Annotated in this window: 18 protein-coding genes; 9 read left to right on the top strand and 9 right to left on the bottom strand. The window is 64.8% G+C overall.

The annotated features are described in order from the left end of the window. Positions 1-38 precede the first annotated feature (38 nt). Together C8D95_RS11445 and phbB are read left to right on the top strand one after the other, a co-directional pair. On the top strand, positions 39-1214 hold the full coding sequence (locus C8D95_RS11445) for an acetyl-CoA C-acetyltransferase (RefSeq protein ID WP_109759310.1): 1176 nt from the start codon (positions 39-41) through the stop codon (positions 1212-1214). Between the two features lie 80 nt (positions 1215-1294). After that, the gene (gene phbB, locus C8D95_RS11440; RefSeq protein ID WP_109759309.1) at positions 1295-2017 is read left to right on the top strand and encodes an acetoacetyl-CoA reductase; all 723 of its coding nucleotides are present in this window, start codon (positions 1295-1297) and stop codon (positions 2015-2017) included. A gap of 142 nt (positions 2018-2159) precedes the next feature. Here the strand turns inward: phbB and C8D95_RS11435 are convergent, their stop codons facing one another. The 3 genes from C8D95_RS11435 to C8D95_RS11425 all read right to left on the bottom strand — a co-directional run bounded on the left by C8D95_RS11435 (position 2160) and on the right by C8D95_RS11425 (position 3390). Further along, on the bottom strand, positions 2160-2327 hold the full coding sequence (locus C8D95_RS11435) for a YdcH family protein (RefSeq protein ID WP_109759308.1): 168 nt from the start codon (positions 2325-2327) through the stop codon (positions 2160-2162). 101 nt (positions 2328-2428) lie between these two features. Further along, a complete protein-coding gene (locus C8D95_RS11430) occupies positions 2429-3178 on the bottom strand; it encodes a tRNA1(Val) (adenine(37)-N6)-methyltransferase (protein ID WP_109759307.1) in 750 nt (249 codons plus the stop codon). Continuing rightward, positions 3175-3390 (bottom strand): putative signal transducing protein, encoded by a 216-nt coding sequence (locus tag C8D95_RS11425; protein WP_109759306.1) that lies wholly within the window; start codon positions 3388-3390, stop codon positions 3175-3177. Before C8D95_RS11425 ends, C8D95_RS11430 begins: the two co-directional genes overlap by 4 nt. Positions 3391-3445: 55 nt before the next feature. Here C8D95_RS11425 and C8D95_RS11420 point away from each other — a divergent pair, with 55 nt between their 5' ends. Continuing rightward, a complete protein-coding gene (locus C8D95_RS11420) occupies positions 3446-4450 on the top strand; it encodes a polyprenyl synthetase family protein (RefSeq protein ID WP_109759305.1) in 1005 nt (334 codons plus the stop codon). On the opposite strand, the gene C8D95_RS11415 is transcribed toward C8D95_RS11420, so the two are convergent. The 3 genes from C8D95_RS11415 to C8D95_RS11405 form a co-directional block, all read right to left on the bottom strand. Continuing rightward, complete coding sequence (locus tag C8D95_RS11415) at positions 4443-5303, bottom strand: 4-(cytidine 5'-diphospho)-2-C-methyl-D-erythritol kinase (protein ID WP_109759304.1); 861 nt, start codon at positions 5301-5303, stop codon at positions 4443-4445. The genes C8D95_RS11420 and C8D95_RS11415 overlap by 8 nt on opposite strands. Then, positions 5293-7002 carry a tetratricopeptide repeat protein gene (locus tag C8D95_RS11410; RefSeq protein ID WP_338143045.1) on the bottom strand — a complete coding sequence of 570 codons (1710 nt, stop codon included), beginning with the start codon at positions 7000-7002 and terminating at the stop codon, positions 5293-5295. Before C8D95_RS11410 ends, C8D95_RS11415 begins: the two co-directional genes overlap by 11 nt. A gap of 122 nt (positions 7003-7124) precedes the next feature. Then, positions 7125-8777, bottom strand: coding sequence for an electron transfer flavoprotein-ubiquinone oxidoreductase (locus C8D95_RS11405; protein WP_109759303.1), 1653 nt, complete (start codon positions 8775-8777; stop codon positions 7125-7127). Positions 8778-8957: 180 nt separating this feature from the next. On the opposite strand from C8D95_RS11405, the gene greA reads away from it, so the two are divergent. Beyond that, on the top strand, positions 8958-9428 hold the full coding sequence (greA, locus tag C8D95_RS11400) for a transcription elongation factor GreA (protein ID WP_109759302.1): 471 nt from the start codon (positions 8958-8960) through the stop codon (positions 9426-9428). A 6-nt stretch (positions 9429-9434) separates the two neighbouring features. Beyond that, on the top strand, positions 9435-10460 hold the full coding sequence (locus C8D95_RS11395) for a hypothetical protein (RefSeq protein ID WP_241239757.1): 1026 nt from the start codon (positions 9435-9437) through the stop codon (positions 10458-10460). Here the strand turns inward: C8D95_RS11395 and C8D95_RS11390 are convergent, their stop codons facing one another. After that, positions 10461-11309: a matrixin family metalloprotease gene (locus C8D95_RS11390; RefSeq protein WP_109759301.1), complete on the bottom strand. Its 849-nt coding sequence runs from the start codon at positions 11307-11309 to the stop codon at positions 10461-10463. Between the two features lie 87 nt (positions 11310-11396). Next, the gene (gene smpB / locus C8D95_RS11385) at positions 11397-11870 is read right to left on the bottom strand and encodes an SsrA-binding protein SmpB (protein WP_109759380.1); all 474 of its coding nucleotides are present in this window, start codon (positions 11868-11870) and stop codon (positions 11397-11399) included. A gap of 78 nt (positions 11871-11948) precedes the next feature. On the opposite strand from smpB, the gene C8D95_RS11380 reads away from it, so the two are divergent. Next, positions 11949-12383 (top strand): ion channel, encoded by a 435-nt coding sequence (locus C8D95_RS11380; protein ID WP_109759300.1) that lies wholly within the window; start codon positions 11949-11951, stop codon positions 12381-12383. Position 12384: 1 nt separating this feature from the next. Here the strand turns inward: C8D95_RS11380 and C8D95_RS11375 are convergent, their stop codons facing one another. Next, a complete protein-coding gene (locus C8D95_RS11375) occupies positions 12385-13107 on the bottom strand; it encodes a 16S rRNA (uracil(1498)-N(3))-methyltransferase (protein ID WP_109759299.1) in 723 nt (240 codons plus the stop codon). Positions 13108-13118: 11 nt separating this feature from the next. Here C8D95_RS11375 and ubiA point away from each other — a divergent pair, with 11 nt between their 5' ends. From ubiA to C8D95_RS11360, 3 genes are read left to right on the top strand one after another with little or no spacing between them, the layout of a single operon-like run. Continuing rightward, positions 13119-14084, top strand: coding sequence for a 4-hydroxybenzoate octaprenyltransferase (gene ubiA, locus C8D95_RS11370; protein ID WP_109759298.1), 966 nt, complete (start codon positions 13119-13121; stop codon positions 14082-14084). A gap of 35 nt (positions 14085-14119) precedes the next feature. Continuing rightward, a complete protein-coding gene (locus tag C8D95_RS11365) occupies positions 14120-16045 on the top strand; it encodes an OmpA family protein (protein WP_241239756.1) in 1926 nt (641 codons plus the stop codon). Next, complete coding sequence (locus C8D95_RS11360) at positions 16042-16368, top strand: LXG domain-containing protein (protein WP_109759296.1); 327 nt, start codon at positions 16042-16044, stop codon at positions 16366-16368. The genes C8D95_RS11365 and C8D95_RS11360 overlap by 4 nt, the downstream gene beginning before the upstream one ends. The last annotated feature ends 4 nt before the right edge of the window (positions 16369-16372 follow it).

Raw genomic sequence — 16372 nt, 5'->3', positions numbered from 1 at the left:
CGCATCCGAGTCTCATCAGACCAGCAGGAGATCCCTACATGACCAACGTCGTCATTGCATCCGCCGCCCGAACCGCTGTCGGCAGCTTCAACGGGGCCTTCGCCAACACGCCCGCGCACGAACTGGGGGCGGCCATGCTGGAGGCGCTGGTGGAGCGAGCGGGGATCTCGAAGGACGAGGTTTCCGAGACGATCCTGGGACAAGTCCTGACGGCCGCGCAGGGGCAGAATCCGCCGCGCCAGGCGCATATCCTCGCCGGCCTGCCGAAGGAGGCCGCGGCCTGGGGCATCAACCAGGTCTGCGGTTCGGGCCTTCGCGCGGTGGCGCTCGGCGCCCAGCACATCCAGCTTGGAGACGCCGACATCATCTGCGCGGGCGGCCAGGAAAACATGTCGATGAGCCCCCACGCCCAGTCCATCCGGCAGGGACAGAAGATGGGCGACCTGAAGCTGATCGACACGATGATAAAGGACGGCCTCTGGGACGCCTTCAACGGCTATCACATGGGCCAGACCGCCGAGAACGTCGCGCAGCAGTGGCAGATCAGCCGCGAGCAGCAGGACGAATTCGCGCTTGCCAGCCAGAACAAGGCCGAGGCCGCGCAGAAGGCCGGCCGCTTCGATGACGAAATACTGGGCTTCACCGTCAAGACGCGGAAAGGCGACATCGTCGTCGACAAGGACGAGTACATCCGCCACGGCGCGACGCTCGAGTCGATGCAGAAGCTTCGCCCCGCGTTCGCGAAGGACGGATCGGTCACGGCCGGAAACGCCTCCGGCATCAACGATGGTGCGGCGGGCGTCCTGCTGATGAGTGCCCAGAACGCCGAGAAGCGCGGGATCGAGCCTCTTGCACGCATCGCCTCCTACGCCACCGCCGGTCTCGATCCGTCGATCATGGGTACAGGCCCCATTCCGGCCTCGCGCCGGGCGCTGGAAAAAGCCGGCTGGAAGGTCTCGGACCTTGACCTCGTGGAGGCGAACGAGGCCTTCGCGGCGCAGGCCTGCGCGGTGAACAAGGACATGGGCTGGGACCCCGAGATCGTGAACGTCAACGGCGGCGCCATCGCCATCGGTCACCCGATCGGCGCATCGGGTGCGCGAGTCCTGAATACCCTGCTCTATGAAATGAAGCGCCGTGACGCGAAGAAGGGCCTGGCCACGCTTTGCATCGGCGGCGGCATGGGCGTTGCGATGTGCGTCGAGCGCGACTGACGCAGAAGCGGCGGCGCACAATTGTTGCGCCTCCGCCATCCGCCGCGTAACATTCTTGCATAATCTGGAGGAGGACGACTATGGCCCGTGTTGCACTGATCACCGGGGGCTCGCGTGGCATCGGTGAAGCTATTTCCAAGGCTCTGAAAGCCGAAGGCTATGAGGTTGCCGCGACCTATGCGGGCAACGACGAGAAGGCCCGCGCCTTTACCGACGAGACCGGCATCAAGACGTACAAGTGGAACGTCGCCGACTATGACGCGTCGAAGGCGGGCATCGCGCAGGTCGAGGCCGACCTCGGCCCGATCGACATCGTCGTGGCGAACGCCGGCATCACCAAGGATGCGATGTTTCACCGAATGACGCCCGAGCAGTGGAAAGAGGTCATCGACACCAACCTCACGGGAGTCTTCAACACCGTCCACCCGGTCTGGCCGGGGATGCGCGATCGAAAGTTCGGCCGGGTCATCGTGATCTCGTCGATCAACGGACAGAAAGGTCAGGCGGGCCAGGTGAACTATGCCGCGACGAAGGCGGGCGACCTTGGCATCGTCAAGTCGCTCGCTCAGGAAGGCGCGCGGGCGGGCATCACGGCGAACGCGATCTGTCCCGGCTATATCGCGACCGAGATGGTGATGGCGATCGACCAGAGCGTCCGCGACAAGATCATCTCGGGCATCCCCGCCGGCCGTCTCGGCACGCCGGAGGAAATCGCCCGGATCGTGTGCTTCCTCGCGTCCGAGGACTCGGGCTTCATCAACGGCTCGACCATTTCGGCCAACGGCGCACAGTTCTTCGTCTGAGGCGGTGTTCCGTCGTCAAAGATCGGGCCGGTTCCCAGGAACCGGCCCTTTTCATTTCGTCAGTCACGACAACCGCCGGTCCACGAGTTGCCCGTGTGCAAAGCACAGGGCACGGCCGCCAAGCGGGTCTGCCGTACTGCGTTCAGTTGTCGCTGAGACGCTCGATTTCCTCTTTGATCTTGAGCTTCTGCCTCTTGAGAGCAGTGATCTGAAGGTCATCGAATGACGGCGTTCGCTGCGCCATTTCGACTTCATCAGAGAGATGTTGGTGTTTCTTGCGGAGTTCCTGAATATGGGCGTTCAGGCTCATCGTCGTCCTCCTGTTGGGTTTTCGACATATCAAGTGCAACACGAAACGCGATTCGTGTCACGTCCCGCTCCCCAGGCTGGTCCGATTTCCCTAATCCGAGCTTAATTCTTCAGCGGTAGCGCCGCGCCCTCACGCAGGATGGCCTGCGCGGCCAGCGAATAACTTTCCCCATCCGCCTCGTGGACAGCGCCGTCGTGCAGCACGAGTGGAGCGTTCAGCCGCAGCGCGCCCCGAGCGCCCTTCTTCGCCTGCACGATGACAAGCCGCGCCGGGCGGGCAGCGCGTGCGGCAAGCGGCTGGACCACAACGTCGCCCGCGCGGCCCTGGAGGGGCGCGAGACAATCGGCCAGCCGGTCGGCCCGGTGAACGACCGTAATGTAGCCGCCTGGCTTCACCCGCCGCAGCGCCGCGTCGAGCCAAAGGGCAAGTGGCGCCGTTTCTCCCCTGCCGGCCTCGCGATGAGGGTCCCAGGCTTCGCTGCCATTTCTGCGGTCGAAGAACGGCGGATTGGTCATCACATGATCGAAAGACGCCGATGCCAGTTCCGGAGTTGGAAAGAACGCATCGGCCTCGAGCACGCGCGCGTCGAAGCCGTTGGCGTCAAGATTTGCCCGCGCCAGTCCGACCGATGCCGCATCGTTCTCGACGCCGGTCACGCTCAGGCCTTCCACGCGCGAGAGGAGACACAGCATGGCCACCCCTGCTCCGCAGCCGAGGTCCAGAATCGATTGCCCTGGTCTGGCGGAGACAGCCGCGGCCAAAAACACGGGATCGGCACCTGCGCGGTACCCGCTGACGGGTTGAAACACGGACAGGCGGCCGCCCAGGAACCGATCGGTCTGCGCGATCACATGCCCGTCTCCACGTCGTTGTCCCTCAGGACCGCCGACGCGCGGAAGTGGTCGGAGTCCCTGACCATCAACCTGCGCGGAAGGATTCCAAGCGACCCCTCAAGGACACTCATATGGACGTCCATCTGAAAGCAGTCTATACCCTCGCCGTCGAGAAGGGCCGTGACGAAGGCGATCACTGTCGGATCCGTGGTGCGCAAGAGCTCTCTCATGGGATGGAAATAAGGACAGGTCGCCCGTGTTGTCGAGCGGTCTGATGCGCTTTTGATGAGCCTGGACACCGAGACGTCCTCCAAGCCGCACGAAAGGCTGGCTGCCGTCCTCCAGGACGATCTCGCGGCGGTCGATCGGCTGATCCGCGAACGGATGGCCTCCGAGACCGCACCGCGCATTCCCGAGGTCACCGCGCACCTCGTCAATGCAGGCGGCAAGCGGGTGCGTCCGATGCTGACGCTCGCCTCGGCGCGGCTCTGCGGCTATGAGGGCGAGAACCACCACAGGCTTGCCGCGACCGTCGAGTTCATCCACACGGCGACACTTCTGCATGACGATGTCGTCGACGAAAGCCGCCAGCGGCGGGGCAGGCCAACGGCGAACCTTCTGTGGGACAACAAATCCTCGGTTCTCGTCGGCGACTACCTCTTCGCGCGGTCCTTCAAGCTGATGGTCGAGACGGGTTCTCTGCGCGTCCTCGACATCCTGTCCGACGCCGCTGCGACGATCGCTGAAGGCGAGGTTCTCCAACTGACCGCGGCCGCGAACCTTTCGACCACGGAAGACATCTATCTGAAGGTCGTGCGTGGAAAGACGGCCGCCCTGTTCGCCGCCGCGAGCGAGGTCGGCGGTGTCATAGCAGGAGTGGAAGAAGCGCAGGTTTCGGCGCTCCGGACGTACGGCGATGCTCTTGGTATCGCGTTCCAGATGGCGGACGATCTTCTCGACTACGAAGGCGACGTGGCGCTGACGGGCAAGAACCTGGGCGATGATTTCCGCGAACGCAAGCTGACGCTGCCGGTCATCAAGGCTGTTGCCAGAAGCGACCCAGAGGAGCGGTCGTTCTGGAAACGGACCATAGAGAAGGGCGACCAGCGGGACGGCGATCTGGCGCAAGCGATGGACCTGATCCGGCGCCACGGGACTCTGGAGGACACGCGAAGCGAGGCGCTGGCGTGGTCGGCCCAGGCGAAATCCGCACTTGAGGTGCTGCCTGAACACGAGCTTCGCGACTTGATGGCGGACTTGGCCGACTACGTCGTCGCCCGGATCAGTTGATCGCGGTCATCCTGACCCACCACTGCGGATAGTCGTGAGCCAGCGTCTCGGCGGCCCTGTGTGCGGCAGCAGCCGACTTGAACAGGCCCCAGCATGTGCTGCCCGAACCCGACATGTCGGCTTTCCGGCAGCCTGGTGAAGATCGCAGCGCCTCGAGGACATGCCCTATCTCGGCGACCTCTTCCGTCGCGCAGGCTGTCAGGTCGTTTCCCTGACCGGACAGCCACGCATGAAACGCCTCGAAGTCCCAACCCATCCTCATCTCGTCCATCGAGAGGGCGTCGGCCCCGCGAATACTGCCCAACAACGAGAACACCCTTGGCGTCGATACGTGCCGACCGGGATTGACCAGGACGAGCCAAAGCGGCGGCAGCGGCGGCACAGGGTCCAGACGCTCTCCGATGCCCCTCATCCTCATGGGAGCCGGCCCGGCCATGCAGGCCGGTACATCGGCGCCGAGATTCAGGGTTTCCGCCGGTGTCGGTGGCGGGACCTTCCAGAGGAGAGCCAGCGCCTTCAGGGCAGCCGCAGCATCCGCCGAGCCTCCCCCGATACCTGCACCATGCGGGAGGGTCTTCTCGAGCCGCAGACGCGCGCCAGCCTGGACCGCCCGCAAGCTTTGCAGATGACGTGCGGCACGAACCACGAGGTTGGTCTCGTCGGTCGGCACGCCTTTGCGAAACGGACCTTCGACCGTCAGTTCCAGGCGGTCTGCGGCCTCGACGTGAATGACATCGCCCACGTCCCGGGCGAAGACGACCAGACTGTCCAGAAGGTGATATCCGTCGGTCCGCCGACCGATGACATGAAGCGTCAGGTTGATCTTCGCGGGCGCGAAAACCTCAACCGTCATTCGCGACCTTCTGCAAGGGCGCCGCGCCTTCCTCCTCGAGCACCTTGTCGAGGCCGACCTCGAGCTTGCGCCTGATGCGGTCGGCGTCCACGTCACCCGTGTCGTTATCCTCCGAGGTGAAGGACAGCGCGCGCTGCCACTGGAACTGCGCCTCGCGCTTGCGGCCGACAGCCCAGTAGACGTCGCCAAGGTGGTCGTTGACGATGGGATCGATGGCCATGCGCTCGACGGCCTTCTCCATATGGCCGACCGCCTCCTCGTAGCGGCCGAGGCGGTAGAGGCCCCAACCGAGGGAGTCGATGATGTAACCCGAGTCCGGTCGCAGGGCGACGGCCCGCTCGATCAGTTCCAGCGCCTCTTCGTAATTTTCGTCCTTCTCGAGATAAGAATAGCCCAGATAGTTCATCACCTGCGGCTGCTCCGGCCGCAACTCAAGCGCCTTGCGGAAATCGGCCTCGGCCTTTTCCCACTCATCGGTCCGCTCGTACGAGATGCCGCGCGCAAAAAAGATGATCCAGTGCTGCTCTTCGGGCTTCTCGATCAGGGCGATGGCATCCGAGTAGGGGCCGATGGCCTCGGCGAAACGATCCATGCCCCGCAGCGTGTCGCCGAGCGTGACGTGGACGAGCGGCAGCTCCGAGTGGCTCTTGGCGAGCTGGCGCAGAACCTCGATCGCGGCATCCTCGCGGCCGGCCTGCCTTAACGCCTCGGCGCGGCCCAATTCGGCGGAGTGGAACGCGGGGTCTTCGCGCGGTACGGTATCGTAGACCTGGGTCGCGAGGTCGAAGCGGCCAAGTGACTCCAGAAGCTCTGCCGTCATCAGCAAAGCGTCCATGTGATCGGGACGCAGAGCTAGCGCCATGCGCGTATAGATCAGGGTATAGTCTTCCTGCGCCTCGCTGCGCAGCGCGCTGGCAATCGAGAAGTACACCTCGGCAAGTCCGTCGACAGGCGTGCGGACGGCATCGAAGGCCAAAGTCTCGCCGGCTGCGAGGCGGTCTCGCATCGTTTCGAGATAGGGATCGAGCGAGGTGCCGAAGCTTTCCTCGATCAGATCGAGCGCGTCCTGGTTCCGTTCAAGCTGGCTCAGAACCTCGGCATAGGCGACGACGCCCCTGCGGGTCACGCGGATGGTGCGTCCGCTCTCGCCCGAGAAGAGTTCGGCCGCGCCTTCGAAGTCACCGACCGACGCGAGGGCAAGCGCCTTGTGGTAGAGCCCGAAGGCCTCGACGCCTTCGTTCGAGGCGACCCCGTCGAAGGCGGTCAGGGCCTCGGTCATCTGTCCGTCGCCGACCAGGGCCCAGGCTTTTGCGAGACCGTCGAAAAGCGGTCCGACCTTCATGCCCCCGTCGATGCCGGACACGATGCCCTTCCAGTCGTCGCGCCGCGCCAGGTCGCCGATCAGCATGAGACCGACGAGTTGGTTCTCGGACTTCGCCTCGAAGGCACGACGCGCGATCTGGGCCGCGCGGTCAAGGTCGCCAAGGCCGAGGTAGGCCGTCGCCGCGTTCTCGAGCAGAGGGACGTTCGAGGGGTCGCGCACGATGGCGCGGGCATAGTAGTCCGCCGCCTCGTCGAAGTCGCTCGACAGCATCGCCGAGCGCGCCGCCAGGTATCCACCCGCGTCCTGAGCCACGGCGACGGGCGCCGAAAGCGTTGCAAGAAGTGCGAGTGTCATCGTGATGCGGGCCATCGCCATGCCGGTATCCCTGCTGTTTCGCCGGAGAGCCTAGTGCCGCCCCGGACGTGACGCAATGCGGCGGACCTTCGCGGGCGCATGGCTTGACGGAAGTGTTACCTTCCGGGCGACAACGTGACCGCTCACATGTTCGGATAGTTCGGCCCGTCTCCACCCTGAGGCACCGTCCACACGATGTTCTGGACCGGGTCCTTGATGTCGCAGGTCTTGCAGTGAACGCAGTTCTGGAAATTGATCTGGAACCGCGTTTCCGCGCCTTCCCCCACGAACTCGTAGACGCCCGCCGGGCAATACCGCTCCGACGGGCCGGCATACTTCGGCAGATTGACCTTCACCGGGATCGAGGGATCCTTCAGCTTCAGGTGCGAGGGCTGGCTTTCCTCGTGGTTGGTAAACGAGAAGCTGACGTTGGTCAGCCGGTCGAAGGAGAGCTTGCCGTCCGGCTTGGGATAGTCGATCGGCTTGTGCATTTCGGCCGGTTCGGTCGCCTCGGCGTCGGTCTTGCCATGCCTGAGGGTGCCAAACAGGCTCGCGCCGCCGAAGACTGTCTGGAACCACATGTCGAACCCGCCGAGTGCGAGGCCGCCCAGAGGTCCATACTTCGCGTTGAGGGGGGCGACGTTTCGGACGCGGCGCAAGTCCTTGCCGATCACGCCTGAACGAAGGGTATGGTCATAGTCGGTCAGCACGTCACTCGAGCGCCCGGCACGAATGGCCGTCACCGCCGCCTCCGCCGCCTCGATGCCCGAGTGCATCGCATTGTGGTTGCCCTTGATGCGCGGCAGGTTCACCAGCCCCGAGGCACAGCCCAGGATTGCACCGCCAGGGAAGGCGGAACGGGGGATCGACTGGAAGCCGCCCTTCGTGACGGCGCGCGCGCCGTAGGCCACGCGCTTGCCGCCTTCCAGCACCTTCGCGATGTCCGGATGATGCTTGAAGCGCTGGAATTCCATGTAGGGGTAGAGGTACGGGTTCTTGTAATTCAGGTCGACGATGTAGCCGACGTAGACCTGGTTGTTGTCGAGGTGGTACATGAAGGAACCGCCTGACTGCTTCCAGCCAAGGGGCCACCCCATGGTGTGGAGGACGAGACCCTCGTCGTGGTTCTCGGGCCGGACCTCCCAGATCTCCTTCATGCCCAGACCGAACTTCTGGAAGTCCGATTTCGACGCCAGGCCATACTTCGCGATGACTTCCTTCGAGAGCGACCCCCTCACGCCTTCCGACAGGAAGACGTACTTGCCGAGAAGCTCCATCCCCGGCTCGGTGCCCTCGCCATAGCTGCCGTCCGGCTCAAGCCCGAAGACACCGGCGACGACACCCCTGACTTCGCCGTTCTCGCCGTAGACGAGTTCGGAGCAGGACATTCCCGGGAAAATCTCGACGCCAAGCGCCTCGGCCTGTTCGGCCAACCAGCGGCATACGTTGCCCATGGAGACGATGTAGTTGCCGTGATTGTTCATCAGCGGCGGCATCAGGAAATTGGGGATGCGCAGCTTCCCCCCCTCGCCGAGAACGTAGAACCTGTCCTTCTTGACCTCGACCTTGACCGGGGCGCCCCTCTCCTTCCAGTCGGGGAAGAGGCGGTTCAGGCCGGACGGGTCCAGTACGGCACCTGACAGGATGTGCGCACCGACTTCGGATCCCTTTTCCAGCACCACGACGCTCAGGTCGGCATCGAGTTGCTTCAGCCGGATCGCCGCCGACAGGCCGGCCGGCCCGGCGCCCACGATGACGACGTCGTATTCCATGCTTTCGCGCTCGATTCTGGACATTCCGACGGGTCCCCTCGCGGTTGGATCAACGGGTTCCTGCCTACCGTCCTTCGCGGCGAAAGGTCAAACGAAACGCCGTGTCACACAGGGGTCAACCCGGGATTGACTTGTCTGGTCCTACCTGTGACTAAAGCCCGGTTCTGACCGTCCGAGGCAACCCCGAGAGTCCAAGGAACCTTCATGGACAAGATACCGCTGACCCGCGCGGGGCACACCGCGCTGAACGATGAATTGAAGAAGCTGAAGTCCGTCGAGCGCCCTGCGGTGATCCGGGCCATCGCCGAGGCGCGCGAGCACGGCGACCTGTCCGAGAACGCCGAATATCACGCCGCACGCGAGAAGCAGAGCTTCATCGAGGGCCGCGTGAAGGAGCTCGAGGGCGTCTTGTCGCTGGCCGAGGTCATCGACCCCGCCTCTCTGTCCGGAACCGTCAAGTTCGGTGCTACGGTGACCCTCGTGGACGAGGATTCCGACGAGGAGCGGACCTACCAGATCGTCGGCGAGCCCGAGGCGGACATCGAGAACGGTCGGTTGAACGTCAGGTCGCCGCTTGCCCGTGCGCTGATCGGCAAGGACGAAGGAGACAGCGTCGAGGTTCGTACGCCCGGTGGCGAAAAGAGCTATGAGATCCTGAAGATCGAATTCGTCTGAGGACCCATGTCCGGCAACCGTCCCGAACCTCCCGTCGACCTGGGAATCTACAGTCGCATGAACACTGGCGGCGGGCTGGACCCGGCCGACAAGGTGGCGATCGTGGTGACCGGCCTCTGGCTGGCGCTGTGCCTTCTGTTCCTGTTCGTGGTCGGCCTCGGCACCGGGTCGTCGCTCGGTCCTTTGCGGTTTCTTGTCCTCCTTATGGTCGTGGGTCTGCCTATCGCACTGATCTGGATCGGTTCGATCGCGCTGAAGAGCGCCCGCATCATCCGCGAGGAAAGCGAACGGCTTCAGGCGTCGATGGATGCGATGCGCCAAATCTATATCAGCCAGGCGCAGATGGCCGCGACCGCCATGGGGCCGAACGTCGAGCGGAAGATCGACGAGATCGTTAAGGGACAGAAGCGCGCCGAGGACGTGCTGGCGAGCTTTGCGTCCGCTCGTCCCTCCGGTACGTCCACCCAACGTCCGACCAGCACACCTCCGGCGCCGCCCGCGCGCGCCGAAGAGGAGCAGCCCGGTCTCGCCCTCACCACGCCGCCGGGTGCCGCCGAGATCTCTGTTTCGACCGAGGACATCGTCACCGCGATGAACTTTCCCGAGACCGCAGAGGACCGTGAAGGCTTTGCCGCCCTGCGGCGTGCGCTGACCGACCGGCGAGTGTCGACCCTGATCCGGGCGAGCCAGGATGTACTGACGCTTCTCAGTCAGGACGGGATCTACATGGACGACCTTGTTCCAGACAGGTCTCGGCCGGAGATCTGGCGTCGCTTCGCCGGCGGCGAGCGCGGGCCCGCCATCGCAGGCCTGGGCGGGATCAGGGATCGGTCGTCGCTCGCGCTAAGTTCGTCGCGGATGCGGCAGGACACCATTTTTCGCGATGCCGCCCACCATTTCCTGCGCGCCTTCGACAAGACCTTCACGAACATCGCGGAAGACCTGTCGGATCAGGAGATCGCGGCGCTGGCCGAAACCCGCACCGCGCGCGCGTTCATGCTTCTGGGTCGGGTGTCAGGGATTTTCGACTGATCAGATCAGCCAGTCGTCCTCGTCCTCGTCTTCAGCGTCGAGTTGGGCCATATTGCCTTCTTCGACGAAGATCAGGGGAAGGAACAAGAGTTCAGGCTCGCTTGTGAACACCTCGCCCGTCCCCCGGTCGTCATCATCGCCGTCGTCGTCCTCGTCGGGAAGCTGACCCGCAGCCGCGATAGCGCCGCCGCCCGAGAAGATGCCGAAGACGAGCGCGAGAAGAGCGGCAAGCATGCCGAGCATGCCGCCGCCACCGCCGCCGTCACCGCCACCCGTCTCGGCACTGATCCCGCCGCCGCCACTGCCATCGTTCGGGGCTTCAGAGGCTGAATCTCCGGGGTCACGCCCATACAGGAACTGCGCACCCGCGATATCGCCGTCGCCAAGGTCGTCGGCATAGATCACGGGGTTCATGATCTCGGTCCGGTCGCTGACATGATTGAGACCGATCATGTGTCCGATTTCGTGCAGCGCCACGGCATAGAAGTCGACTCCGTCGTCGTCGCCATAGGGCGACCACACCAGATCCGAACTGAAGCTGATCGTCCCGCCCTGGATGACGTCGATCGTTCCGCGATCCACGTAGGTATAATAGGCCTCGCCTGCAGCCCCGCCGATGTCGTTGACGAAGAGGTTCACGTCAGCGCCCGTCGATACCATCTGGAAGTCGACCGAGGCGACGCTTTCCCAAGCATCGAAGGCGGCTTGGAGCGCGTCACTGAATTGAGGCTCGGATGTCCCGTTTGCGATCAACAGATCGTCGAACACGTCGGCGGACCAGGTGATCTGGCCGCTCGGTTGACCAAGGGTGGGTTCGCCCCACTTAAGATTGCCGGCACTGTACGTCATACCAACCTCTCAGCCTGCCTCCGCAGAGCGGTAATTTCCATTAGTCGAGGGTTCGACAGGAAACAACGGAACAATTCGTTATCGGATTCAGCCGTGATCTTTCAGCAGACGTTGCTTCTGGCGGTTCCAGTCCCGCTTTGCCTCGGTCTCGCGCTTGTCGTGCGTCTTCTTGCCCTTGGCGATGCCCAGCTTCAGCTTGGCCATACCGCGGTCGTTGAAATAAAGGAGAAGAGGCACAAGCGTCATCCCCTTCCGCTGCGTCGCGTTCCATAGGGTCGCAAGCTGCTTTCGGGATACCAGCAGCTTGCGCCGCCGCCGATCCTCGTGGCCGAACATCGCCTGGTCGTATGGCGCAATGTAGCTATTGATCAGCCAAAGCTCGCCACTTTCGACCGCAGCATAGCTTTCCGCGATGTTCGACTGCCCGGTGCGCAAGGACTTCACCTCGGACCCCATGAGAATGATGCCGCATTCCAGGTCGTCGTCGATGGCATAGTCGTAGCGCGCGCGACGATTGTCGGCGACGACCTTGAAGTTGGGGTTGTCCTTGGGCTTTGACATGGTCGGGTCGAGATAAGGTCCGCTGCCCCGGCTGTCCAGTCGGTTGACGCGGGCCGCGGCCCTGCGAAGATGCCGCCCATGCTGACGCAACTGGTCCTTGGAAGCCTCATCATCTTTCTCACGGTCGTGCTTGCCGCGGTGTCGTGGTGGGGGCTGGAACAGGTGTTGCTCCGGCTTCACCCCTGGGCAGTGCGGCCACCGCACGGGCCGAAGCTGATCGTCGTGCTGACGCTGGCGCTGATCTGGACGCTCGGGATGATGACCCTTTCGGTGTGGGTCTGGGCGCTGGCGCTCCACGCGCTGCACGTTTTCACCTCATTCGAGGAGTCGATCTATTTCTCGCTCGTCGCCTTCACGACACTCGGCTTCGGCGACATCCTCCTGCCGGTTGAGTGGCGTCTGCTGGGCGGCATGGCGGCGGCGAACGGACTTCTGATGTTCGGACTTCTGACCGCCATCATGGTCGAGACACTGAGGGACACGCGCCAGAAGCAGCGGAACCCCCGGCCCTAGATCACCAGTCGCCGAGGGTCGTTTGCCAGAGGGTCAAAGCCGCGACCGCCGCGGTGTCCGCCCTCAGGATGCGGGGCCCGAGAGAGACGGCGTGGGCAAAATCGAGCCCATTCAGCCTCGATCTTTCCGAGTCCGAGAACCCGCCCTCTGGCCCGATGAGCACGGCCCAGGCTCCACCCGCCCCTGAAAGTGCAGCGCCCGATCCCGCCAGCCCCTCGTCGCAGAACATCAGGTTCCGACCCGGCTGCCAGGACGCCAAGACCCTGTCGAGCCGGTCGATCTCGGACACCTCGGGCACCCAGGTCGCGCCGCATTGTTCCGCCGCCTCGGTGGCGTGGGCCTGAAGCCGGTCGCGTCGCACCCTCTCGGAGTTGGTGAACTCCGTCTGCACGGGACAGATCCGCGCGACGCCCATCTCGACGGCCTTCTCGACGATGAAGTCGGTCCTGGCCTTCTTGATCGGGGCGAACAGAAGCCAGACGTCCGGAGGCGCGCCCTGCGGACGCACCGACGCGGAACACTCCAGCGTCCCGCCTTTCTTGCCCGCGTCCACGACCTGCGCCGCCCATTCGCCGTCCCGCCCGTTGAAGAGAGCGACGGCGTCGCCCGTCGCCAGCCGCATCACGCCGAAGAGATAGTGCGCCTGGTCCCGCGACAGCGGAACCGATTGCCCCTCTCCCAATGGGTGCTCTACATAGAGCCGGATTTTCGCGCTGCCCGCCATGAAGGGACCATATGACCGGCACCCGAGAGACGCCAGAGATCGGACAGGTCGCGGATGCCGTCGTGGGCAACTGGGTCGACCGACTTGCTCCGGCTTGGTCGCGGCCGTACCTGCGGCTGTCGCGCGCGGATCGCCCGATCGGGACGTGGCTTCTCCTTTTGCCCTGCTGGTGGTCGCTGGCGCTGGCCTGCGTCATGCTCGACCGCTTGACGACGGGCGACCTCTGGATCGGGATCGGTTGCGGTCTGGGGGCGTGGCTGATGCGGGGCGCGGGCTGCACCTGGAACGACATCACCGACCGCGACTTCGATGGGCGGGTCGAGCGGACGCGGTCCCGGCCGATCCCCTCCGGGCAGGTCACGGTGCGGCAGGCGCTGGCGTGGATGGTTATCCAGGCGCTTCTCGCCTTCGCGATCCTACTCACCTTCAACGGCACGGCGATCCTCCTCGGCATCGCGTCGCTCGCCATCGTCTGTGTCTATCCCTTCGCCAAGAGATTCACCTGGTGGCCGCAAGTCTTCCTCGGGCTCGCGTTCAACTGGGGCGCGCTTTTGGCCTGGGCGGCGGTGACGGGCGACCTTCAGTGGCCCGCCCTCGCCCTCTACCTCGCTGGCATCGCCTGGACGCTGTTCTACGACACGATCTACGCGCACCAGGACAAGGAGGACGACGCCCTGATCGGAGTGAAATCGACCGCGCGTCTCTTCGGAGAGGATTCGCCGCGCTGGCTGCGCCGCTTTCTGGTGGCTGCCGTGAGCCTGATGGCCGCAGGCGTGATCCTCGCCCTCGCCCCCGCGACCGACGTGCTTACCCTGACGGTCGCTCTCTGCGGCGTCTGGGCTTTCGGCTGGCACCTCGCCTGGCAGCTCGGCCGCCTGAACATCGACGATCCGGCGCGATGCCTGAGGCTGTTCCGCGCCAACCGAGACGCCGGGCTGATCCCCGTGCTGTTTCTCGCCGCAGCGTTAGCGCTTTGATTGCGCCCCTGTCTCGAGAGGCTTAACTAGGCGCCATGACTGACAAACGGCCCAAACTGCGCACGCGTGCGATCCCCCACATGGTGGCGATCTGCATCGCTGCGGCGGGCTGCGTCGGCGTCGCGTTTTGGGCCCGAAGCCTGATCGAGGCCGAGGCCCTGACGGATGTCAGCCTTGTGCTGTCGCAATCAGGGCACGACTGGACCGAGGTGGACGTCGATGGTCTTCAGGTCACCTTGGCCGGCATTGCCCCGGACGAGGCGACGCGGTTCGCGGCGCTTTCCTCGGCCGGCAGCGTGGTCGACGCGTCCCGACTGATCGACCGGATGCAGGTCGCCGCTGCTGCCGCGATCCGGCCGCCCGACTTCTCGATCGAGGTCTTGAAGAACGACGATGGCATTTCCCTGATCGGTCTCGTCCCGCTTGAATCGAGCCCGGAGACGATCGTCGAGCGGGTGCGCGCCATGGGGGGCGGGGCAAATGTGGCCGACCTTCTGGAAAGCGCCGATTTCGCACCGCCGCCGGGATGGGAGGAAGCCCTGTCCTTCGGAATCGAGGCGCTGGACAATCTGCCGCGGTCGAAGGTGTCGATCACGCCAGCAAGCGTCGCGATCACCGCCGTTGCGCGGACGCCCGAAGACAAGACCAACCTGGAACGGCAGCTCAACCGCGAGGCGCCCGCCGGGCTGGACCTCGTCCTGCACATTTCGGCGCCGCGCCCCGTCGTCGCGCCCTATACGCTGCGGTTCCTGATCGACGAGGCGGGCGCCCGTTTCGATGCCTGTACCGCGAATTCGGAGGAAGGCCGGAACGCCATCCTCGCCGCTGCCGCCGAGGCGGGTCTGACCGGCACCGTCGACTGCGTCCTGGGACTGGGAACGCCGTCCACGCGGTGGAGCGAAGCCGCCGTCGCGGGCATTCGCGCGGTGCAGACGCTTGGGTCTGGAACGTTGACGATCTCGAACGCCGATGTCTCGCTGGTCGGAACGCAAGGCACGCCGCAGAGCGAATTCGACGATGCGGCGGCGGACCTTGACGCCGCCCTTCCCCCGGTCTTCTCGCTGTCGGCCTTCCTTCCCGAACCGCCCGAGCAGCAGGCCGAAGGCGCCTCCGCCCCTGCCGAGTTCTCGGCGACCCTCTCGCCGGAAGGCCAGCTTCAGATGCGCGGGCGGCTCGCCGACGACCAGAGCCGGGCCTCGGTCCAGAACTTCGCCGCGGCGCGCTTTGGCGCGTCGAAGGTCCAGCTTGCGACCCGCATCGATGACGACGTGCCAGCTGGCTGGCCGAACCGCGTCCTCGCCGCGCTCGACGCGTTCCGCTACCTCCACAACGGCACCCTGACCGTGACCGAGAAGACGCTGCGGATCTCGGGCAAGACGGGACGGACGAACGCGCAGGCGGACATGGCGCGGATCCTGTCGGACCGGCTGCCCGAGGGGGCGACCTACAGCCTTGACGTGGCCTATTCCGAAGAGCTTGACCCGCTTGCTGCCCTGCCGACCCCCGAAGAGTGCATCCAGATGATCCAAGCGGCGGGGAACAAGCGGAAGATCACCTTCGAGCCGTCATCGTCCGAAATCGACCGCGATGCCGTCGCAACCGTCGACGCCATCGCAGACATCCTCCGCGATTGCCGGGACACGCCGATCGAGATCGGGGGGTTTACCGACAGCCAGGGCCGCGAGACGATGAACCAGCAACTCAGCCAGGCTCGCGCCGACGCTGTGCTGAACGCCATCATGGCGCGGCGGGTCCTGACGTCGAACCTGCGCGCGCGAGGCTACGGGGAAGACCAGCCGATCGCCGACAACGATACCGAGGCCGGACGCGAAGCCAACCGCCGGATCGAGTTCCGGCTGATCGACCCTAACGAGCCGGACGAGCCAGAGATCCCCGCCGAAGACAGCGCGGGGGCGGACGAAGCGGAAACGACGGACGAGGCAGAGGAGACGACGGAATGAATGGTCCCGAGTTCATCGCGGCGACGGCCGGGATTCTTTTCATGGCCTTCCTTGCCGGATGGTTCACCCATTGGGTGATCTCTCGGATCACGCGCGTCACTCGCTCGGACATGGACGACCTCGACCGCATGGCGCAGGAACTTCACCAGGCCGAGGAAGAGCGCGACCAGACCATCTCGTATTTCCAACAGCGCGAGGCCGAGCTGACCAACAAGCTGAGCCAGACCGAAGCCGAGCTGCGGGCGGCGATGGAAGGTCTGCGCGATGCGCGCCACGAGGCCGAGGATCTGCGCGCTTATGTCGAACGGGTGAACCAGGGCTGAGACG

The organism is Silicimonas algicola (assembly GCF_003148765.1).
GTDB classification, from domain to species: domain Bacteria; phylum Pseudomonadota; class Alphaproteobacteria; order Rhodobacterales; family Rhodobacteraceae; genus Silicimonas; species Silicimonas algicola.
Note: the sequence above shows the minus strand (reverse complement) of the source record. Positions and strands in the feature narration are given on the sequence as shown.